At 39.3% G+C, this 21,594-nt stretch carries 17 protein-coding genes; 6 read left to right on the forward strand and 11 right to left on the reverse strand.

What is annotated here, in order from left to right; genetic code table 11:
• The first annotated feature begins 95 nt into the window (after positions 1–95).
• The 3 genes from CW745_RS00840 (at position 96) to CW745_RS00850 (ending at position 4,814) form a co-directional block, all read left to right on the forward strand.
• Positions 96–1,871 carry an EAL domain-containing protein gene (locus CW745_RS00840; protein ID WP_101106492.1) on the forward strand — a complete coding sequence of 592 codons (1,776 nt, stop codon included), beginning with the start codon at positions 96–98 and terminating at the stop codon, positions 1,869–1,871.
• 415 nt (positions 1,872–2,286) lie between these two features.
• Entirely contained in the window at positions 2,287–3,609 is a 1,323-nt protein-coding gene (gene brnQ / locus CW745_RS00845) for a branched-chain amino acid transport system II carrier protein (RefSeq protein ID WP_101106493.1), read from the forward strand.
• A gap of 41 nt (positions 3,610–3,650) precedes the next feature.
• The gene (locus tag CW745_RS00850) at positions 3,651–4,814 is read left to right on the forward strand and encodes an aromatic amino acid transport family protein (protein ID WP_101106494.1); all 1,164 of its coding nucleotides are present in this window, start codon (positions 3,651–3,653) and stop codon (positions 4,812–4,814) included.
• 57 nt (positions 4,815–4,871) lie between these two features.
• Here CW745_RS00850 and CW745_RS00855 read toward each other — a convergent pair whose 3' ends face one another.
• The 3 genes from CW745_RS00855 to CW745_RS00865 form a co-directional block, all read right to left on the reverse strand.
• The gene (locus CW745_RS00855; protein WP_101106495.1) at positions 4,872–5,609 is read right to left on the reverse strand and encodes an amino acid ABC transporter ATP-binding protein; all 738 of its coding nucleotides are present in this window, start codon (positions 5,607–5,609) and stop codon (positions 4,872–4,874) included.
• 1 nt (position 5,610) lies between these two features.
• On the reverse strand, positions 5,611–6,282 hold the full coding sequence (locus CW745_RS00860; protein ID WP_101106496.1) for an amino acid ABC transporter permease: 672 nt from the start codon (positions 6,280–6,282) through the stop codon (positions 5,611–5,613).
• 149 nt (positions 6,283–6,431) lie between these two features.
• Complete coding sequence (locus CW745_RS00865; RefSeq protein WP_101106497.1) at positions 6,432–7,190, reverse strand: amino acid ABC transporter substrate-binding protein; 759 nt, start codon at positions 7,188–7,190, stop codon at positions 6,432–6,434.
• 253 nt (positions 7,191–7,443) lie between these two features.
• Between CW745_RS00865 and CW745_RS00870 the strand changes: the two genes are divergently transcribed.
• Positions 7,444–8,325 carry a LysR family transcriptional regulator gene (locus CW745_RS00870; protein ID WP_101106498.1) on the forward strand — a complete coding sequence of 294 codons (882 nt, stop codon included), beginning with the start codon at positions 7,444–7,446 and terminating at the stop codon, positions 8,323–8,325.
• A 25-nt stretch (positions 8,326–8,350) separates the two neighbouring features.
• On the opposite strand, the gene CW745_RS00875 is transcribed toward CW745_RS00870, so the two are convergent.
• The gene (locus CW745_RS00875) at positions 8,351–8,803 is read right to left on the reverse strand and encodes a MarR family winged helix-turn-helix transcriptional regulator (RefSeq protein WP_101106499.1); all 453 of its coding nucleotides are present in this window, start codon (positions 8,801–8,803) and stop codon (positions 8,351–8,353) included.
• Between the two features lie 96 nt (positions 8,804–8,899).
• Between CW745_RS00875 and CW745_RS00880 the strand changes: the two genes are divergently transcribed.
• Together CW745_RS00880 and CW745_RS00885 are read left to right on the forward strand one after the other, a co-directional pair.
• Positions 8,900–10,060 (forward strand): twin-arginine translocation pathway signal protein, encoded by a 1,161-nt coding sequence (locus CW745_RS00880; RefSeq protein WP_101106500.1) that lies wholly within the window; start codon positions 8,900–8,902, stop codon positions 10,058–10,060.
• A gap of 167 nt (positions 10,061–10,227) precedes the next feature.
• Positions 10,228–11,802: a BCCT family transporter gene (locus tag CW745_RS00885; protein WP_101106501.1), complete on the forward strand. Its 1,575-nt coding sequence runs from the start codon at positions 10,228–10,230 to the stop codon at positions 11,800–11,802.
• A 262-nt stretch (positions 11,803–12,064) separates the two neighbouring features.
• On the opposite strand, the gene CW745_RS00890 is transcribed toward CW745_RS00885, so the two are convergent.
• From CW745_RS00890 to CW745_RS00920, 7 genes are all read right to left on the reverse strand, one after another.
• Complete coding sequence (locus CW745_RS00890; protein WP_101106502.1) at positions 12,065–12,781, reverse strand: 3'-5' exonuclease; 717 nt, start codon at positions 12,779–12,781, stop codon at positions 12,065–12,067.
• A 2-nt stretch (positions 12,782–12,783) separates the two neighbouring features.
• On the reverse strand, positions 12,784–14,661 hold the full coding sequence (locus tag CW745_RS00895; RefSeq protein WP_101106503.1) for a DUF294 nucleotidyltransferase-like domain-containing protein: 1,878 nt from the start codon (positions 14,659–14,661) through the stop codon (positions 12,784–12,786).
• A gap of 128 nt (positions 14,662–14,789) precedes the next feature.
• Complete coding sequence (locus CW745_RS00900; RefSeq protein ID WP_101106504.1) at positions 14,790–17,066, reverse strand: glycosyl hydrolase family 18 protein; 2,277 nt, start codon at positions 17,064–17,066, stop codon at positions 14,790–14,792.
• A gap of 390 nt (positions 17,067–17,456) precedes the next feature.
• Positions 17,457–18,203: an amino acid ABC transporter ATP-binding protein gene (locus CW745_RS00905; RefSeq protein WP_101106505.1), complete on the reverse strand. Its 747-nt coding sequence runs from the start codon at positions 18,201–18,203 to the stop codon at positions 17,457–17,459.
• Positions 18,204–18,215: 12 nt separating this feature from the next.
• Positions 18,216–19,295 (reverse strand): amino acid ABC transporter permease, encoded by a 1,080-nt coding sequence (locus CW745_RS00910; RefSeq protein WP_101106506.1) that lies wholly within the window; start codon positions 19,293–19,295, stop codon positions 18,216–18,218.
• A 2-nt stretch (positions 19,296–19,297) separates the two neighbouring features.
• Positions 19,298–20,485: an amino acid ABC transporter permease gene (locus tag CW745_RS00915; protein ID WP_193755506.1), complete on the reverse strand. Its 1,188-nt coding sequence runs from the start codon at positions 20,483–20,485 to the stop codon at positions 19,298–19,300.
• A 64-nt stretch (positions 20,486–20,549) separates the two neighbouring features.
• A complete protein-coding gene (locus tag CW745_RS00920; RefSeq protein ID WP_101106507.1) occupies positions 20,550–21,563 on the reverse strand; it encodes an amino acid ABC transporter substrate-binding protein in 1,014 nt (337 codons plus the stop codon).
• Positions 21,564–21,594 lie beyond the last annotated feature (31 nt).

The raw sequence follows: 21,594 nt of genomic DNA on the forward strand, positions 1-21,594 counted from the left end.
AATCAATACAGTATTAACAATTAATCTCTTTTGCTTTCTCTGGCGTTTCGATTTGTGAATAGTGTCTATAATAGTGGAGTTCATTTGAGGAAGCTATGCAGATATCAGTCACTATTATTATTGTATTTTTAATCATTTTACTCGCTTTAATTATCGGTGTTTATGCTTTGTTACGCCGTTTAAAAAGCTCTATGTTTGATCGCTCACACCTACAAGCACTCGTGGATAGCATTCCAGATTTAACTTGGGTAAAAGATGAACAGTCTCGGTTTTTGATGGTAAACCGTCAGTTTTCTAAAGAGTTTAATTTACCAATAGATAAAATCATTGGTAAAGATGATAGCTTTTTAAGTCCTGATGCAGACGCTAGTGACTATAAAGCAGATGATCGTTGGGTTATTGAAAACAATGCCATTATTAAACGTGAAGAGCCCAATACACACGAAAACGGTTTAACCACGTGGGCGGAGATAATAAAAGTGCCTGTTGTTGGCGCAGATGGGCATGTTAAAGGTACTGCGGGTATGGCACGCGATATCACCGCACGAAAAAAAGCAGAAGAGAAAATATATTATTTAGCACATCATGATGTGTTAACCCATTTACCGAATCGTTTACTATTAGAGAGCTGGGTTAAGGAAAAGTTACCTACGCTACATGCGCTACAACAAAATATGTTGTTTATTTTTATCGACCTCGATAACTTCAAAGTGATTAACGATACCCTTGGCCATGCAGTTGGAGATCACATTTTAATCGAACTGGCTAATCGATTAGAGCTGTTTGCTTCACAACATGGCATGGTGTCGCGCATTGGGGGTGATGAATTTGTTATCTGTTTGCCTGATCATGGGGTTAATCAAATAAGTAACATTGGTAAGCAAATTAAACGATTAATCGCCGATCCTATTTTGTATAAAGAATTAGTGTTTGAATTAACGATGAGTCTCGGTGCCTCTACCTTTCCCGATGATGGCGAAGACTGCTGGACGTTAGTAAAAAATGCTGATATTGCCATGTACCATGCTAAAAAATCAGGTAAAAATAGCATTGCTACCTACAGCAGTGAACTCGCTAAAAAGTCGATATCACGCATGACAATGGAAAAAAGGATGCGAGAGGCATTTGATAATAAAGAATTTTCACTGGTATATCAGCCTAAAGTCGATATTCAAGCAGAGAAAATTGTCGGTTTTGAAGCGTTATTACGCTGGCAAGACAGTGTGACGGGGGAGTTTTATTCTCCTGTTGATTTTATTCCCATTGCAGAAGGCTCTGGCCTTATTTTAAAATTAGGGTTTTGGGTCATTGAGCAGGTATTACAACAGTTACAGGAATGGCGAAACTTGCCCTTTGTAGTGCCAATTGCTGTGAATATGTCAGCACAACAGATACACCAAAAAGCCTTGGCGAAGCAGATCATTACATTGCTCAAAAAGTATCATATCCCAGGGCACTGGCTTGAATTGGAATTAACCGAAAGTGTCACTATGGACAACTCTGAACGAGTCATTAAAAACCTTAATGAAATTCGTGAGCAAGGGATTAAAATCAGTATTGATGACTTTGGAACAGGTTATTCAAATTTAGCGTATCTTTCTAAATTTCCACTTGATACCTTAAAAATTGATAAGAGCTTTATTCAAGATATAGACACACAAGCGGACAAGAAAAAGATAACTACTGCCATTGTAGACATGGCAAAAAGTTTGAAATTGACTCTCATTGCAGAAGGGGTTGAAACTGAGTCTGAATTAATGATTGTAAAAATGCTAAAGGTTGAACAGGTACAAGGTTACTTGTTTGATAAACCACTTTTAACTATCGATGCTAAGCAAAGGATTACAACTGAGCATCGTTACCCGTTTTAATGTGATGACAGGATAAAGTCAAAAAAGATCATAAGAATTGGTTTGGATCAATGGATATAAGGTTTTTCATCCTTAAATCGTTTTACGACTACCAAATATTTTTATTTATGTTACAAATATCAGCTGTTGCTCAAAAATAACGGCTTATTTGCGAGCAGCATAATATGAAGGTTTATTCGCACACAATTTCTTAGCGCATGGATGACGATTAACTAGTTCAGTGCATCGATAGTACACCTCTGATTAACCCATTCCAATAACAAAAATAACAGCGTGGCTTTGCGCATCAAATAGACTTAATCGCTATCAAATACATCGTTAATTTAGTAACGCTGTATTTTTTATTATTCTATTTCAGGCACTCCTAACTGGTCATTTTAGCTATTGGAAAGACCAAATGTGACAGGAATATTGAATGAACAATCGATTATCTAGTGCGGATATTCTCGCTTTAGGCTTTATGAATTTTGCCTTCTTTTTGGGGGCGGGGAATATTATTTTTCCACCACTTGCCGGCGCGTTGGCGGGCGAACATTTAACCTTTGCTACACTTGGGTTTTTAATCACCGCGGTTGGATTGCCATTATTGAGTTTGATTGCCGTAGCAAAAGCAGGCGGTGGGATTATTGATATGGCGAAATATTTACCTAAAAATATTGCAACGTTATTAGCGTTGGCTGTTTTTATTGTTATTGGCCCTAGCTTCGCAACACCAAGAGCCGCCTTGGTTGCCTATGAGATTTCGCTTAATCCGTTTATCGAAAATGCAGGCGCTTTAAGTCTTGCTACATTCTCTATTATATTTTTTGCTCTTACCGCTTATCTGTCGCTTTCAACGGGAAAACTATTGGATATGATCGGTAAAGTTATTACCCCTTTGTTAATTATCTTGTTAATTATTTTGGCTACTTCTGTCATTGTAAACCCACTTTCTGGCTTAGGTGTAGCAACAGGGGAATATATTGAGGCCCCATTTACTAAAGGCTTTCTTGAAGGTTATAACACCATGGATACTTTAGGGGCATTAGTATTTGGCATGCTAATTATTAATGTCATTAAATCAAAGGGGATTACAGATAAAAAAGCGCAGTATAAATACCTGATTATGGCAGGAAGCATTGCAGCGCTCGGTTTAACCTTTGTTTATGTTGCCCTTTTTTATCTAGGAGGCACGAGTCAAACGGTCGCTCTTGACGTTAATAATGGTGGGGAAATCATCGCTTTGTATGTACAAGCGTTATTTAATACGCCTGGGTTGGTGTTGTTATCGCTGGTGGTTGGCCTTGCTTGTTTAACCACGGCTGTCGGTTTGGTTAGCGCGATGTCTGAGTTTTTAGTGAGCTTAAAACCTCGTTGGAATAAAACTTGGTTAGTTGTCATTAACTGTATTTTGTGTGCATTAGTAACCAATGTAGGGCTAAGCGAATTAATTAGTTTGTCGGTACCGGTATTGTTTATTATTTACCCTGTTGCAATTGCCTTGGTTGCATTGACACTATTGAACGGTTTCATCCCCAATAAAACAGTGAGTTACCGCTTTGTTATGTTGGTGGCTTTTGCCTTTGGTTTATTAGATGGCTTAAAAGTCGCGGCAGTGAATATGGATTTCTTTAGTTTCTTACCATTCTTTGATAAAAGCCTCGCATGGATTTTGCCGACCTTTTTAGCGCTATTAGTGAGTCTATTTGTTTTTAAATATAATGAGCAAACTGCGATTTCAGAAGAATTAAAAAGCTAAGTTAAGATGATGATCTGTTGGGCTCAATGTAGGTAGAAAATATGAATGTAAAATTAATCGGTGGCATGTTGTTAATTGCTGGTACCGCATTAGGGGCTGGAATGTTGGCTATTCCGATGGTTTTAGCGCAATTTGGATTGTTATGGGGCACGCTATTGATGCTCGCAATTTGGGCCGGTACAACTTATGCTGCTTTATTGTTACTTGAAGCGACGCTTCGAAGTGGCGGTGGTGTTGGTATGAACAGCATCGCGCAAAAAACCTTAGGGAAACAGGGGCAGTTAATCACCAATGCGCTGTTATATTGCTTAGTCACCTGTTTAATGATCGCCTATATTGTGAGTGCGGGTGATTTAGTGCAACAACTGCTTGCGCAAGTGGGCGTAGAACTTGGATTATGGGAGTCTCAGCTACTCTTTACTGGTGTTATTGGCGCTTTTATCGCCCAAGGTACAGCAAGTGTTGATAAGCTTAATCGAGTGTTATTTATAGCGATGATTGGTATGTTGTTTATCACGCTTATATTCCTATTGCCTAATATCGCGCTGGATAATTTTCAACAACAAAGTAACGATAATAAAATTGAGCTGATTAAAAACAGCGCGGTGTTGTTCACAAGCTTTGGTTTTATGGTAGTAGTGCCTTCAGTGGTTAAATATAACCAAGAAGCTACGTATCAGCAGCTACGAAACATGGTTATTTTGGGTTCGATGCTACCACTTGCCTGCTATCTACTATGGCTGATTGCGGTGGTTGGAAACTTACCGGCAACACAACTAGTTAATTTTCAGAATGTGTCTGAGTTAATTACGATGTTAAGTGCTGAGTATCAAAACTTAGCGGTTGTACTCTCGGTATTCACCGGCCTTGCTATTGTGACCTCCTTTTTAGGGGTGGCGATGTCTTTGTTTGACCAGAACAAAGATCTCTTCAAAACAAATAAGTTAACCACTTTTCTGACTACTTTTTCGCTACCTTTATTTGGCGCTATTTGGGCTAAGGAGCAGTTTATTGGTGTGCTCGGTTATGCGGGAATTATATTAGTTTTCCTCGCTGTTTTTATTCCGATGGCAATGGTATTACGCGTTCGTTCAACTCATTTTAAACAGGTTGAAGGGCCGTTTTATCAGGTTGCGGGCGGAAAATCAGCGTTGCTAGGCTGTTTTGCATTTGGTGGTTTTTTGCTGTTTTCGCAGCTCATTTAAGTGCTGAAGGATTGGTGACATGGGATATGTCACCAGCTCATTAACGGGTGTTTGAAGTTAGCGTTTTAATGCGCGTTTAACAAAGGCTTTTGTTCGTGCATGGGTCGGTTGCTCAAATATCTGCTCTGGTGATCCCTGCTCAACAATGTAACCGCCTTCCATAAAGATCACCCGATCAGCAACTTCACGGGCAAACTGCATCTCATGAGTGACAACAATCATAGTTTGTTTTTCGCTGGCTAGTTGTTGCATCACTGCAAGTACCTCTTCAACCCATTCTGGATCAAGCGCTGACGTTGGCTCATCAAATAAAATAACCTCTCCTTTGGCTGCCATTGCGCGGGCAATACCAACACGTTGTTGCTGACCACCGGAAAGTTGTGAGGGGTAAAAATCTAATTTATCCTCAAGGCCCACCTTAATTAAGATTGCTTTGGCTGTTTGTAACGCCTCATTTTGGGCTGTTTTCCAGACCGTAATTAAGCTTTCTGCAACATTTTCTATCGCTGTTTTATTAGCAAAGAGAGAGTAATTCTGAAACACAAAACTACTTTGCTGACGTAATTGGGTGATCTGTTTTTTAGTGTGTTTTTGAGCATCGACACTGATACCACCGATCTCAATAAGACCTGTAGTCGGTGACTCTAGGTAATTTAAGCAACGTAACAGGGTTGATTTACCAGTCCCTGATGGACCAATAATAACAACGATCTCTCCCTGCATAACTTCAAAATTAATGTCTTTCAATACGCTAAGTTGATCAAAGTTTTTGCTGAGATTAGTGATTTTTATCATGCTAATAGGCCTTGTTAAGTCGGTATTCTAAAAGGTGCTGTAAGCGTGTAAAGATAAGTACAACGACCCAATAGATAAGTGCAACGGCTAAGAAGCTTTCAAAAAACTTAAAGCTTGAGGACGCTTCCATTTGTGCTTTTGCCATGATCTCAGCAACGCCCAATGTGAACGCTAAAGAGGTGCTTTTTATCATATCGATAAAATAGTTCATCAATGAGGGAGTCGCGACACGGGAGGCTTGCGGTAAAATAATGCGTTTCATTGCCTGTAAACGCGTCATACCTAAACTTAAACAGGCTTCCATTTGTGATTTATCGATGCCTAAAATCGCCGCGCGAATACTTTCCGCCATGTAAGCTGAAAAGTGTAATGATAAACCGATAACAGCGGCAGTAAACGCATCCATACCAATAAAAATAGGCATAAATTGTGGCAAGCCATAATATAAGATAAACAGTTGCACCAATAGCGGGGTGCCACGGAAAAAAGAGATAAATAATGCGGCAAGATGCTGAATAATTACAATTTTAAATACGCGTACCAAGGCGAGGGAAAGGGCGAGAATTAATGCAAAAACAAAGCCCCAGAGAGCCATCTCCATGGTAACACCGAGGTATTTTAGCAATATCGGCATCAGTTCTATGATGTATTGAAGGTCAAACGAGCTCTGCATAATTTAAGAGGGATCCTAATGATTTAATAGCGCAATGGAATGTATTTGCGATCATTATTGTAGCTTTCAAGGATGATGAGAAACAACTGGTTTCACATCATCCTCTTGTACCATTTGAGTATAAGTTAGTACTTATATTTAGGTTGCTATTACTGCGTGATATCAGAGCCAAACCATTGCTGAGAAATTTCAGCTAGCTTACCGTCTGCTGCCATCTCTGCGAGCGCTTTGTTAACTTGATCGCGAATAAGTAGCTGTGAAGGTTTATTCAGGAAAGGCATGCCATTTTCAATTTTTTCAAAAGGCTGGCCAGCTAATTGCAGTGGTAACCCTGATTTTACAATAAGCTGTGTTGAAGAAACGCGATCCATCACGAAGGCATCCATACGACCTAGGGCAACGTCTTGCTCTAAACCTGCATCATAGGTGACGATATTAATTTCATTTTTAGTATCAAAGGTACGTAATACTTGTTCAAAGTTACTGCCTAAGTTAACGGCCACTTTTTTGCCTTTTAGATCTTCTATGCCCTTAATGTCGTCTCGACCTTTACGAACCACAACCTGCACACCATCAACAACATAAGGGGTAGTAAACGCATACTTTGCTAAGCGCGCCTCTGTCATAGTGATTTGGTTAGAGATAGTATCGATATGGCCTGCTTCTAACATGCCAAAAAGGCCCGAGAAACTTGAGGTGACAAACTCAACTTTATAATCTGAACGTTTCGCGATCTCGTTCCAGATATCAACTTCAAAGCCTTGTAATTTATCTTGTTTAGAAAAAGTGAATGGAAAATAACGCCCTGACATGCCCACTTTAACGGTTTGTTGTGCAAAGGCTGGGACTGTTAATAAGCTTGTGATAGCGGTAAATACGATCAATGCTTTACTGATAAATGATTTCATAGTGTTCCTTGTTACAGACGTTTATCTCGCTGGTTTGTGCCCAGCATGATGGATGAGTATAGAGTGTTTAACCGTTTTTTGACCTGCGCATTATAGCTGAAGTATTTTAACTGTCTGGGCTAAGAGGAAAAAATAATATATATTTTAATGTGTAATCATTATCAATGACATTAACAATGTAAAACATTAAATTATTGTTTACTATATATTTAATAAGTTTATGTAACCCATGGCAATGAGGTGAAGTTAACAAATGATTAATCAAAAATGGCTTTGTACATTTATGGACTTAGTGGAAACGGGGCATTTCACTAAGACGGCGAATAATTTATATATGACCCAGCCTGGTGTCAGTCAGCATATTAAAAAACTTGAAATTCAGTTAAAAACACAATTACTACATCGTTATGACAAACAATTTGAACTTACCCGTGCAGGACAGTTACTACACCAGTATGGACTTGCTAGTTTCAAGCTTAATAAACAATTAAAAAGTCAAATTAACTTTGATGACCCGTATACGGGCCTCTGCTCTATTGCTTGCTCTGGAGCGATTGCAATTGACTTATATCCTGATTTTATTGATTACCAAGCATTACATAAAGGCTTAAAAGTAGAGCTTGAAGCTGCGCCGAATCAATCGATTATTAAAGGTGTGTTAGAAAATACAGTACATATTGGCATTATTAATCAGCAAGTACAGCATCCGCAGCTGGCACTACAAAAGCTTGGTAATGAGCCGTTATTATTAATTTTACCTGCCACCTATGCTACTAAAACATTAGACTTTGATAGCTTGAATGAGCTGGGTTTTATTAATCACCCCGATGGTTTTGAGTTTGTTGATAAGGTCATGAATGCTAATCAGTTTTCGGGGTATATGGGGAGTGATAGTTTGACCATCAGTGGCTATGTGAACCAACTGAGTCAGATATTATTGCCCGTTGCCAAGGGGATTGGTTACACCGTGTTGCCGGAGCGCGCTGTTAAGCAATTTAATCACCCTGAGGCGTTGCACATCCCCGTTTTATCGCAAGTGGTTAATGATCCTCTTTATATCATTACTAAACGCCACTCGGCTTTAGCGCTTAGATATCAGTGGTTTATTGACAAAATGCAACAGCGCTTATGTTAAAATAGGCGCAACTTCACCCTCCTATTTAAGATAAGCGGTTATTATCTAACCACGACATGAGCTTCTCGTTATCACGAAGAAAGGTCTCTAACTCCTCATCTTGCCAATCAGTGAAGCATAAACTGATATCCGGCTGTAGTTTTTGCATTACTTCTGCGCACAAATTTAAGCCTTGTTTGGTAATAGAAAGGTGGCGTTTACGCTTATCAAACTCATCTGTTGTCGCTATCAGTGCTGCTTTATCTAATAAACTGGCAACTAATTTAGTGATCCCCGGCTGGTTCATCTCCATCACTTGCGCTAATTCAGAGATGGTCCAGCTTCTATCTGGACGATGGCTGAAATGTGTTAATAACCCAAACTCAGAGCTTGTTATCGATAAGCTTTTAAATAGCTTTTGGGTACGGGTCGTCATTAGCTGTTGAATAATTCCAAGCAGAATAATAATTCGTGTTTCATTTTCCGCGCGTGAGTTCATTTGACTTCCAAAGAATAGGTTGACTTATATTCCAAGGAATACTAAATTACATTCCATGGAATGTATATTTATTTTAACTCACAAAGGAAGTTCGCTATGGATCGTCGTAATTTTATTCGTATTGTTGGTTTAGGCGTAGCAACAGCAACCCTAAGTAGTACGTTATCGGCTTGTTCGGATAACACAAATAAAGTGGATTATGGTTGGAATGGACCTACAGCAAGCGAATCTGATATTCGCCTTAAATTATTGGCCTACGCAATTCTGGCGCCCAACCCGCACAATAAACAGCCTTGGTTAGTTAAACTTATTGACTCAAATCGAATTGAATTACTGGTTGATCAAAGCCGTTTATTACCAGAGACAGATCCACTTGCTAGGCAGATTCATATCGGACAAGGTTGCTTCTTAGAAAATTTAGCGATTGCTGCTAGTCATTACGGCTATCTTGCTGATATAGCGTATTTTCCACAGGGTGAATATAGCAATCGCGTGGTAGAGCTAAAAGCAGTTGCACGTATAGATTTGATAAAGCGCAGTGATATGCAAGAGGATCCGCTTTATAAACAACTGTTAATACGACAGTCTAATAAACGTAGTTACGATAATAGTTACTTAACTGGCGAACAAAAATTAGAACTTAAACGTCTTCCATTTATCAGTAATAGCCAATTAACTATTGTTGATAATGAAGCAGATAATGGTTATTTACAGAAGGTGTTAACACAAGCAATGCGCATCGAAGGGACGAATAAGCAACGTGATTTAGAAACGATTAAGATGTTTCGATTTAATGATCAAGAGATCGAGCAATACCGAGATGGATTTGGTTTAGCACATTCAGGTGTCTCAGGTATTAAAAAGGTAATTGCAGAAACTTTTTTTCTAGACAGAGCCAAAACAGAACTAGACCCTACGCAATTTGCTCAGCAAAGCGTTGACTTAGCCCGTGAAATTAGTGAGTCAACGAGTACCTTTGCACTATTAGTTAGCAAGGAAAATAGTCGCTTAGCTCAGGTGAAAGCGGGCCGTGATTATTGTCGACTTAATTTAACCACCACCGCGATGGGTATTGCGCAACATCCAATGAGTCAAGTTTTACAAGAATACGACGATATGTTGCCCTTACAAGCAGAATTTAAACGCTATTTTAAGATTGATGCACAACACACTGTGCAGATGTTAGTTCGCTTAGGAAAGGCGCCAAAAACCGAGCATACGCCAAGACGATTGGTCAAAAACTTATTGCTTACATAAGGCGATTAATATTAATTTTTTATGGCAAATTTGATGCCGGTAAAGATTGCTTTTCAAAGGCATGCTATTGTTAATGTCTATAACTTATAGTTTTCTATAGGATAAAGCAAAACTACTAGATATATACCATAACATTAACCAGAGCAGGGCGCTCTAATTGAGGATAAATGCAATTAAATAAAGATAAATACAGTATTGATAATACTGATTATACCGTTGGACAGGATAACGTAAAAAAATGGGGTTTTGATGTGCATAACCCTGTTTTTGGTATTAGTGCGGGTCTTGTTTGTTTTTTTTTAGCAGTGGTCATGATTGTTGAACCACAAACCTCTAAGGCTTTTTTGGATGGTCTTAAATGGGATATTATTGGTGCTTTTGATGGCTTATTCATGTGGTCCGCCAATATATTTGTTATTTTCTGTTTAGGGCTAATTGTCTCTCCTTACGGGAAAATTCGTTTGGGTGGAGATGATGCCAAACCTGATTACTCAGGCCTTTCTTGGATAGCAATGTTGTTTGCTGCCGGTATGGGTATCGGACTTATGTTCTGGGGAGTGGCTGAGCCCGTCGCTTATTACACTGGCTGGTATGAAACACCATTAAATGTGACGGCTAATACACCGGAAGCAGCTAAACTTGCTTTAGGTGCTACGATGTTCCATTGGGGACTACATCCTTGGGCTATTTATGGCGTGGTTGCATTATCCCTTGCTTTTTTTGCTTTTAATAAAGGCTTACCTTTATCAATGCGCTCTATTTTTTATCCTATTCTAGGCGATAGAGCTTGGGGATGGGCTGGGCATATTGTTGATATTCTTGCAGTTTTAGCAACGCTTTTTGGCTTGGCAACATCATTAGGTTTAGGCGCACAACAGGCTGCGAGTGGTTTTCATCATGTGTTTGGAATCGATTCTGGATTGACCTTACAAATCGCTATCATTGCCTTTGTTACCATGCTCGCAGTGGTTTCTGTCGTACGTGGCATGGACGGCGGTGTTAAGCTAATTAGTAATGTGAATATGTTACTTGCGCTTGCTTTAGTTGTCTTTGTTGCATTAGTTACCTTTGCTATCTCGATGGGGACTGTGCCTACTACAGTAATGGGATATATTGAAAATATTATTCCATTAAGCAACCCAATTGGTCGTGAAGATGAAGCTTGGATGCATGGTTGGACTGTATTTTATTGGGCATGGTGGATTTCATGGTCACCATTTGTTGGCATGTTTATCGCACGTATTTCACGTGGACGAACAGTGCGTGAATTTATTACTGCAGTATTGATTGTTCCAACGGTGGTAACTATTCTGTGGATGTCTGTATTTGGTGGTGTTGCAATAGACCAAATCGCTAATAATATTGGTACATTAGGCGCAGAGGGGCTGAAAGAAGTTCCACTTGCAATGTTCCAAATGTTTGATGCGCTACCAATGGGTAATATTTTATCGGTATTAGCCATTGTTTTGGTATTAGTTTTCTTTATTACCTCTTCTGATTCTGGTTCGTTAGTTATCGACAGTATTACCGCGGGTGGTAAAGTTGATGCGCCTGTTCCACAACGTATATTTTGGGCAACTATTGAAGGAGCTATTGCGGCTGCTCTATTATGGGTCGGTGGCACGCAAGCGATTCAAGCATTGCAAGCGGGCGCTATTTCAATGGCGCTACCTTTTACCTTTATCCTTTTGATTATGTGCGTTAGTTTATTGATGGGAATGCGTACTGAGCCAAGAAGATGATGTTTAAATAGGTGAAAATATGCGAAGCCACTTGGTGAATAACCGGTGGCTTTTTTTATTTATAGCTATCGCCACGTTAAAAGTTTTGTAAATAGAAGAACTATTTACTGTAACTTTCGCCTTATGCTACCTCCTTTTTCCTACGTAAAATTTGAACACTATATTAGTGGAATTGGCATAAGCCCTAAGGTTGGGTTGAACCCGCAGGCCAAGGTTTGTTGTAAACATAAACTCGAAACAACGCCATTTCGATCTTTTAGCATTATAACCAGAAATTTTTCAACGTACTATCAGGATTAAAATGGTAATTTACTTGTGCTTGGAACAATTCTGCAGTGGCAATGGCATCGGTCAACGCGTCATGTGCAGCATAACAAGGTAAATTATAGCGTGTTCGGCTATTGGCAAGGCGAATTGACTGTGGACGTTTTCTTTTTAACCAATTGATAATACCTTGTGTTTGAGCTTGTTGAATATCAGATTCTATTTGCATGGTATCCACCATGGGAAAAACAATCCCCTCATCAATAAGTGCGCGCAGATTACTATCTAAAAAGTCTCTTTCGATACGACGATAATGTACCACAATGACTTTACCTGCGAGTTCATCAAGTAACTGTTCTAAAACACGTAATAAGTTCGGCGCACTTTTTAGATCTGAATGTGTAATACCGTGAATAACAATAGAATCTTCTTGGAGATTATCCTGTGGGTCGATGTACCATGCACGACTACTACGACAAAAAATGCGTTGTAAATTAAAGTGCACTAATCCGATACTAATTATACTATTTTTACTGGCATCTAAGCCGGTGGTTTCAAAGTCTAAAGCAACAAATTCGACATCTTTTATCGGGGTATCGTCATGATAAGTGCCTTTGTTATAAAAGCGTTGCAAACGTTTATCCTTGCTGAGTTGCGCTTTTAACTTAAGAAAGGCGGGCCAGTTTAATACTTCTTTATTGGTAAAGTTATGCATTTTTACAACTTATTCGCGTGATAGCGGTATTTAAGAAAGTTCTGTGCATTGCTAAGAACTAAAAAGGCATCCTTTAGGTTACGACGCTCAAAATCAGACATATCTTCGGGCTCAATATTATTATCTGGCTCTCTGTCTGCTTCAATATCGAGTGCTTGATGGCGAAGCCGTACCAATGAAATTAGTTCCATTGCATGGTATAAATCTTGCCCTTTAGATTTAGGTAAAATACCGGACTCAATAATATCTTCAAGGCGTAAAAATGAATTTTGTGCCTGTGAGCCAATAGCAAGTGCATGAATACGAATTAAGTCTGCAAGAGGGGCGGTACCTCGTCGCTTTAAATTTATAGAGTTATTATGACGACCATCTTTCTCCATCACAAAGTCTTTAAAAAAACCAAGTGGTGGTGTACGGTTGAGTGCGTTTCGTGCTAAACAGGCTAAGAAACGATTATTCTTTTTAGCTCTTCTTAAAATGAAAGCATTTAATTGCTCTGCCCATTTTGCACGTCCATACACACCTGTCAGATCAAAAAAGATAGAGCAGTTTAGTAATGCTTTTGGCTCTGGGTTATCAATCCAATCACTAAAGCATTCTTCCCATTGTTGTTGCGTTTTTCGGTATTCAGGTGTGGTTGCCATAATATCACCTGTACAATAGCTGTAACCACAAGTTGCTAGGCCATCGCAGACAAACTTAGCCAATTGTTCAAAGTATTCACCATGTTGTGCTTCGTCGTAACTATTATCAAGAATAATCGCGTTATCTTGATCTGTAACGAGCAATTGTTCATCTCTGGCCATAGAGCCAAGAGCTAAAAAGCAATAAGGAATAGGAGGCTCACCGAGGTGTTGCTCTGCTAACTCAAGTAATCGCTGTTTAAAGCTTCGCCCAATCTCTGACATTGCTCTACCCACCATATGTGAGTTTGCATCCTCATTTACCATGCGCAGAAAACAATCTTTGAGTTGTGCTGAAAGTAGTGCTAAGTCTTCTGTGCTTTGTTGCTGGAAGATGCTACTAACGAACAGCAAACTATTCTGAGATTCGTAGCGAATAATGTCGCTTACTTCTATTAATCCAATCGGTTGTTTATTTTTGAGGATCGGGAGATGGTGAACGTTATGTCTAAGCATTAACAACATTGCTTCGAAAATATATGCATTGTGATCCAGTGATATCAGCTCTGTGGACATCACGTCTGATACTGGTGTATTGACACTTAATCCAGTGGCAAGCACTTTTGCACACAAGTCTTTTTCAGTAATAATGCCTACGAAATTGTTATTTTGTGTATCAGGTTGGCTTGGATCATTAATTAACGTTGCAGATACATTTTCTTCCGCCATTTTTTGTGCAACGGCTTGAATAGTGAAGTGATTTGGTAGCATTAACAAATCTCTGCTTAATAGCGTTTTTACCTTAGAAGTGGTCAAAGAGTTTGCATCATCACTAGTGCTTTCAATTGCTTGTTTTAAACGTGTGCTGTCTTCAACTTCTACAAAATCAGCAAAGCTTTCATATCTCTCACAGAATTGATGGAATGTTTTTTCGGGAATACAGTAAAGCAAGGTGTCTTTAACTGATTTTGCAGGAAAGCGAACTTTGTTATTGGTCAGTAAGCCCATCTGCCCAAATAACTTACCTTGATCAAGGCGATTATAAAGATCACCATTGCGACGGAAAATTTCTACAATACCACTGCGTATCATAAACAGTTCATTGATTCTATCATTAAGCTCGACAATGGTACTCTCAGCTCGAAAATAGGATATTTCGATGCTCTGTGTTAGTTCAACTAATGCATCTTCAGGTAAATCGTCAAAGGGAGGATATTGACTAATAAACTCTTTTATCTCTAATAACTCTACTTCCATATACACCTAGCTAATTTTTTAATTTATTAGAATATGAGTATACGCTTAATTTTAAAAATTTGGCTTATAAAAAAAGGGATGCATTAGCATCCCTTCGATTAGTCAAAAAGTGTTGTTAAAAAGTAATATTATACTTTTTTCCATACACCCCATTCGCCTGATTGCTCAGGATCTTGACCTTGTGTCCACCAACCTGCACGGTAAGTAACACCATTTACTGTTACTTCATCACCGCCGTTGTATACAGCGCTAGCATCCCAAGTTGAACCGCCAACTACTGGAGTTGGAGTTACTTCAGGAGTAGGTGTTACTTCAGGAGTTACAGTAACTACTGGAGTTGGAGTTACTTCAGGAGTAGGTGTTACAACTGAACCACCTTCACATGGTACAACGTTCCAGAACCATGATGCAGCAGATGGAGTTTCCCAAACGCCTGGGTTGTTTTGAGCTTCAAAACATGAACCATCGTAAGAAACAACATCACCATTACTTACTTTAGTTGTACCAGCAATAAATGGAGTTACATCACCAACTACAGGAGTAGGTGTTACTACTGGAGTAGGTGTTGCTGCACCAGACCAATCAGTTTGACCTTGTGGGTTAAGTACCGCTTCGTTCATCGCGTTTAAGATTTCGCCATTACCGTCGCCGTCAATTTCCCAAGAGAAGATACCACCAAGACCAAGGCTACGTAAGTATTCACCTTTAGCAAGTACAGAACGAGGAGTATCGTAAGTTAGTAGTGTACGGCTAACTTCATCCCAAATGAATGATGCTTTAGCTACGTCATCCCAGCTTACTACTGCATTTTGGTTTGCTTCTAGGAATTTAAGTGCACCACGGTAATCCATGATACCAGCTTCCCATGCCCAAGCTGCTTCGTTTACATCAGTACCGCTACCACCTAGAGAGCCATTGAATGGGCTATCTGCAGGGTTATCGATATGAGAACCGATAGAACCAATTGGGTTACCATCAGCTGCTACAACATCTTTCCAACCACGAGCGTACATTGCTGCACCAACAACAAGTTTGTTCGCTGGAACACCTTGAGCTAGTAGGATTTTAGTTGCGTTGTCTAATGTGTATTCAGGTTTGCCAGCAAATTCACCAACACCGTCACACTTGTCTGCAGAAACGTGAGCACCACAGTAAATTGCAGTTTGGTGACCAGTAGTTGGACCCCAAGCACCGTAGAAGTCGTAAGACATCATGAAGATATTGTCCATGTATTGAACAGCTTCACCGTAGTCAACATCTTGTAATTTATCGTAACCAACACCGATTGCAGATGTTAGTTCATATTTACGGTTGTATTTAACTTCAAGCTCATCAAGCATTGCACGTAATTCTTGCATTAATGCAATGTATGCAGGGCCATCGTTTACAGGGTCGCCTAGAGAGCTGTTTGCACCGCCACCACCAGGGAATTCCCAGTCAATATCGATACCATCGTAGAATTTCCAAGTTTGTAGGAACTCTTTAGTAGATGCTACGAATACGTCACGGTTTGCTTTATCAACAAAACCATGGAATGGGTCAGATAGTGTCCAACCACCGATTGAAGGAACGATTTTAAGGTGTGGGTAGTTGTTTTTCAGTGCCATCATGCCACCGTAAGTACCTTTACCCATACCTAAAGAACCAACCGCTGTACCATCTAATTGCTTAGCAGGTTCGCCGTAAGTTGAGTTAAGTGCAGCCCATGAATCGTGGATAACAACTTCGTAATCTTGTGAGTCAGCACATACTTTTTTAAGTAATGCGTGACCTGATGGATTTGGATCTAATAGAGATTGGTTATCACCTGTACCGCCACAAATTGGAATGAAGCCGTAGATGATGTGTGTTAGGTTATTCGCAGGAATATCATTTACTTCGAATTTACGGCCGTATACGCCCCATTCTACAAAGTAAGTACCAACGATTTGATCTGGATTTTGTGCGTAAGGAGTATTCGCAGCATCAGTTGTCATCGGTAATTTACCTAAATGAGAACCGTCTGTATCCGTAATAAGTAATTGTGTTGTTGGACCATCAGTACAGCCGTCAGCGTTACATAAACGCACAACCATATCTTTTAGACCACCTTTAGTGAAAGGAATTACTGCATTGCCGCCTTGGCCTTGGCCTTCAACAGCTACTTCATCGTTGATAAGTACTTGCCAAGAAGTTGCTTTTTCGCCAGCCCAAACGTTCCAAGTAACAGGTACTTCAACAACATCTACACGAGTGTAAGATGATTTGTAGCCTACTGTTGCGTCTGTGTTGATTGTAACGAAACCAAGGTTAGAGTAATCAGCCCAACCCATTGCTGGTGCTGCTGGTGCTGCTGCAAGAGCAGATGCACTAAGTGACGCAGAAATTGCTAGCGCCAGAGTGCTTTTAAATAACATGTTTTTCATAAAAAACTCCATGATAAATTTATTAAAGAGTCTAATAAAAACGGATCGTTATCCTTCACCAGGTTTTTTATATCGCTAGTTAGGGGCTATTTAACTGTTGGTTTTTATCAGATATCTTCCGTGATATCGGGTGTACAAAAGCAGATGTACCGAGCAAGCCTACTTTTTAATGGCAGTAGTTGCAATGTAAATAAGGGCATTTAAGTCTTAATGTTGAGGTCGATCTCAAAAAAATAAACAATATACAAATAAAATCCAAAAGGTGTGCTGTACCTTAATTTACATAGGTAAAGATAATGAACTTGTATAAAATTGAAGATAATTAAAGGATAAGACTAAGGTATTGCTGAGAAGTGATAGGTAGGGGAGGGGCTTTGCCCCTCGCTGAGATTAGTGTGAAAGAATTTGCTCTAAGAAAAGTTTTAAGCGGTCCGATTGTGGGTTATCAAAAAACTCGTTCGGTTCATTTTCTTCTATTACTTGGCCTGCATCCATAAAGATAACACGATCCGCTACTTTTTTTGCAAACCCCATCTCATGGGTTACACAGATCATCGTTATACCTTCGTCGGCTAATTCAACCATTACATCTAACACTTCAGATACCATTTCTGGATCTAATGCAGAGGTCGGCTCATCAAACAACATAATTTCAGGGTTAATACATAAACAACGTGCAATGGCGACACGTTGTTGTTGACCACCTGATAACTGGTTTGGGTATTTATGAGCTTGCTCTGCAATTTTTACTCGTTCAAGGTAATACATCGCTTTCTTGATCGCTTCTTTACGAGGTACTTTATGAACCCATGTTGGGGCTAGCACTAAATTCTCTAATACTGAGAGGTGAGGGAATAAATTAAAGTGTTGAAACACCATGCCCACTTGTGAGCGAATGTGACGTACCACTTTCACATCATCAATTAGCTCAGTGCCATTAATATTAATATTGCCCTGTTGAAACTTCTCTAAATGATTTAGACAACGAATAGTGGTTGATTTACCTGAGCCTGATGGGCCACAAATAACGACTTTTTCGCCTTTTTTAATATCTAGATTGACATCTTTAAGTACATGAAAATCACCGTACCATTTATTAACGTCTTTCATTGAGATCATAATTTCTTGTTCAGACATAGTCATTCCTATTTAGTGTTCTGTATTGAACTTACGCTCAATCGCTTTTGAATATTGTGACATGGTAAAACAGATCACCCAGTAGATTAAGGTAACAAAAACATAACCTTCTATTTCATAACCGAGCCAGTTTGTATCGCTGTTGGTCAGTGTCACCATGGCTAGGATGTCGAAAAGACCAATAATTAAAACTAGCGTAGTATCTTTAAACAGTGAGATAAAAGAGCCGACTAAATTTGGGATGGATATTTTTAAAGCCTGTGGCAATATAATTAAAATCATGCCCTGCCAATAACCTAATCCAAGTGATTTTGCTGCTTCATATTGCCCTTTCGGAATAGCTTGTAAGCCACCACGTACAACCTCTGCAATGTAGGCCGCTTGAAACAGGGTAATACCAATTAACGCACGTAATAGTTTGTCAAAATCTATCCCATCACTAAAAAATAGCGGTAACACAACTGAGGCCATGAAAAGAATCGTAATCAGTGGCACACCACGAATAAATTCGATAAAGCCAACACATAATGTTTTTACAATAGGCATATCAGACTGCCGACCTAATGCCAGTACAATACCAATCGGGAAGGAAGCGATAATTCCCACTGCTGCAACGACAAGGGTTAACATCAACCCTCCCCATTTTTCAGTCTCGACGGTTTCAAGTCCAAACCAGCCTCCACTGATTAATACAAAACAGATGACTGGGTATAACAACATAAATACAATTTTTATTTTGATGTTGCTAACTGCTTTAAATGATGCAAGAAAAGCGATGGTAATTAATAACACTAAATTAGGTCGCCAATGTAATGCTTCTGGGTAAAACCCGTAGATAAATTGATCAAACTTTTCAATGATAAATATCCATCTCGCTCCCTCTTTTACTATTTCAGCTTGTGTACCGCTCCACGTAGCTTCAAATATCATCCAATTCAATAGAGGCGGGATAGTCGCGTATAAAAAGTACAGCCCTAATAGAGTCAGTAAGCTATTTTTTATGTCGGGGAAGAGGTTTTTACGTAACCAGTAAATTGCTCCTTTACTGCCGGATGGCGCTGGTTTTGCTTCTTTAATTGTGTAAGTCGCCATAATTATCTTCCTTTAATTGCCATTTTGGCATTAACCCAGTTTAAGACCAGTGAAATAACGATGCTGATAGTGAGGTACACCGCCATGGTCATTAAAATAATTTCAATTGCTTGTCCCACTTGATTTAATGTGGTGCCTGAAAAAAGAGTTACCAATTCTGGATAACCTATTGCAGTAGCAAGCGATGAGTTTTTTACGAGGTTTAAATATTGATTGATAACAGGAGGAATTATGACGCGTAATGCTTGTGGCAAAACGACTTTGCGTAAAATGACATGATCTTTTAAACCCAATGATTTGGCCGCTTCTTTTTGCCCAGGAGGTACGGCTTCAATACCTGCACGCACAGCTTCAGCAATATAAGTTGCTGTGTAGATGCTCAGCGCAAAAATGAGTGCTAACAGCTCGGGAATAATTGTTATTCCGCCTTTAAAGTTAAACCCTTTTAATTCTGGATATTCAGCGCCAATGGGTTGGCCTGTGACAAAGTACACAAGCACTGGCGATAACACTAAAATAGCAACTGATACTTTAAATATTGGAAATTCTTCACCACTTAAATCGTGTCGTTTTTTTGCCCAACGAGCGAGAAAAAACACGCCCACAATAGAGAGAATAACGGCAGTAAAAATAAAGCCACTGCCAGATTCAAAAATCGGCTCAGGCGTTAATAATCCACGGTTATTAAGGAAGAAACTATCGAAGTAGGAGAAGCTTTGTCGAGGGCTGGGAAGCGAAGCAAGTACTACGTTATACCAGAACAAAATTTGTAACAGTATTGGAATATTTCGAAAAGTTTCGATATACACTAATGATAATCTAGAGATTAAGTAGTTCGCTGATAAGCGTCCGACGCCAATCAGTAACCCTAAAACTGAAGCGAATACAACACCAATGACAGAGACTAAGAGAGTATTTAATAAACCAATAACAAAGACATCGTAATAACTTGATGTCGCATCACTGTATTCGACTAATGTTTGGCTAATACCAAAACCAGCAACGTCGTCTAAAAACGAAAAACCGGTTGTAATACCACGCTTCTCAACATTTTCGAACATGTTGTTAGTGAAGTAATAGGCAAGGAAAATAACAAATAATAGTGCAATAACTTGATAAATAATCGCACGGTTTTGAGGATTATTTAAAAAACCATTACCTGTAGATTCTGGAAGCTGAGTTTTATTCATAATCGAACCTAGAAAGGAGTAGAAATAAAGGGGGCGAAGCCCCCTAAGAGGAAGTTATATATGATTAACGAACTGGCATTGAGTACATTAACCCGCCTTTATTCCAGAGATTATTTAAACCACGATCAATCATTAACGGAGAGTCTTTACCAACATGTTGGTCAAAAGATTCTCCATAATTACCTACATTTTTAACAATTTTGTAAGCCCAGTCAGATTTAAGACCTAAGTTTTCACCCGCTTTACCAGAAGTTCCAAGAAGGCGTTTAATACTTGGGTTTTCAGATTTTAGCATGGCATCTACATTACTTTTTGTAACTCCTAGTTCTTCTGCTTCAAGTGTTGCAAACATGGTCCATTTTACAATGTTAAACCAAGCATCATCACCTTGGCGAACCACTGGTCCAAGTGGTTCTTTAGAGATGATTTCAGGCAGTACGATAGTCGCAGATGGATCATCCATTTTTTGTCTTAAGCCATATAATTGTGATGCATCAGAAGTAACAGCGTCACAGCGACCTTTTTTGAACCCATCAATAGTTTGGCCTGATGTGTCGTAAGTTACCGCTTTATATTCCATGCTATTCGCTTTGAAATAATCAGTTAAATTTAGCTCTGATGTTGTACCGGCTTGAATACAGAATGTTGCACCATCTAGCTCTTTGGCTGAAGTCACACCCAGTTTTTTCGTTACTAAAAAACCTTGGCCGTCATAATAATTCACACCTGCAAAGTTCAGACCTAACGAAGTATCACGGGTTGCAGTCCAAGTCGTGGTGCGAGAAAGTAGATCAACCTCACCACTTTGTAACGCTGTAAAGCGTTCTTTAGCAGTTAATGGAATGTATTTAACTTTATCTGCATCGCCCAATACTGCACTTGCTACAGCACGGCAAAGGTCAACATCAAGTCCTTTCCAAACGCCTTTAGAGTCTGTCGCAGAGAAACCAGGGATCCCTGTTGAAACACCACAATTTAATGTGCCTTTTTTCATCACTTCTTCTAAAGTGCCCGCGTTAGCAAGGTTTGGAACTAATGCGCTAATACCAAGTAGGAGTGCAATTTTTGTTAATTTCATCTAAATATTCCTTATCTCTATTGAACGTATG

It is taken from the genome of Psychromonas sp. psych-6C06, assembly GCF_002835465.1.
Classification (GTDB): Bacteria; Pseudomonadota; Gammaproteobacteria; order Enterobacterales; family Psychromonadaceae; genus Psychromonas.

Coding starts and splice junctions, on each gene's coding strand:
- CW745_RS00900 (WP_101106504.1), bottom strand. CDS start 17,066: ATGAAAAACATGTTATTTAAAAGCACTCTGGCGCTAGCAATTTCTGCG.
- CW745_RS00870 (WP_101106498.1), top strand. CDS start 7,444: ATGATTAATCAAAAATGGCTTTGTACATTTATGGACTTAGTGGAAACG.
- CW745_RS00880 (WP_101106500.1), top strand. CDS start 8,900: ATGGATCGTCGTAATTTTATTCGTATTGTTGGTTTAGGCGTAGCAACA.
- CW745_RS00840 (WP_101106492.1), top strand. CDS start 96: ATGCAGATATCAGTCACTATTATTATTGTATTTTTAATCATTTTACTC.
- CW745_RS00875 (WP_101106499.1), bottom strand. CDS start 8,803: ATGAACTCACGCGCGGAAAATGAAACACGAATTATTATTCTGCTTGGA.
- CW745_RS00910 (WP_101106506.1), bottom strand. CDS start 19,295: ATGGCGACTTACACAATTAAAGAAGCAAAACCAGCGCCATCCGGCAGT.
- CW745_RS00915 (WP_193755506.1), bottom strand. CDS start 20,485: ATGAATAAAACTCAGCTTCCAGAATCTACAGGTAATGGTTTTTTAAAT.
- CW745_RS00920 (WP_101106507.1), bottom strand. CDS start 21,563: ATGAAATTAACAAAAATTGCACTCCTACTTGGTATTAGCGCATTAGTT.
- CW745_RS00895 (WP_101106503.1), bottom strand. CDS start 14,661: ATGGAAGTAGAGTTATTAGAGATAAAAGAGTTTATTAGTCAATATCCT.
- CW745_RS00860 (WP_101106496.1), bottom strand. CDS start 6,282: ATGCAGAGCTCGTTTGACCTTCAATACATCATAGAACTGATGCCGATA.
- CW745_RS00885 (WP_101106501.1), top strand. CDS start 10,228: ATGCAATTAAATAAAGATAAATACAGTATTGATAATACTGATTATACC.
- CW745_RS00890 (WP_101106502.1), bottom strand. CDS start 12,781: ATGCATAACTTTACCAATAAAGAAGTATTAAACTGGCCCGCCTTTCTT.
- CW745_RS00905 (WP_101106505.1), bottom strand. CDS start 18,203: ATGTCTGAACAAGAAATTATGATCTCAATGAAAGACGTTAATAAATGG.
- brnQ (WP_101106493.1), top strand. CDS start 2,287: ATGAACAATCGATTATCTAGTGCGGATATTCTCGCTTTAGGCTTTATG.
- CW745_RS00855 (WP_101106495.1), bottom strand. CDS start 5,609: ATGATAAAAATCACTAATCTCAGCAAAAACTTTGATCAACTTAGCGTA.
- CW745_RS00865 (WP_101106497.1), bottom strand. CDS start 7,190: ATGAAATCATTTATCAGTAAAGCATTGATCGTATTTACCGCTATCACA.
- CW745_RS00850 (WP_101106494.1), top strand. CDS start 3,651: ATGAATGTAAAATTAATCGGTGGCATGTTGTTAATTGCTGGTACCGCA.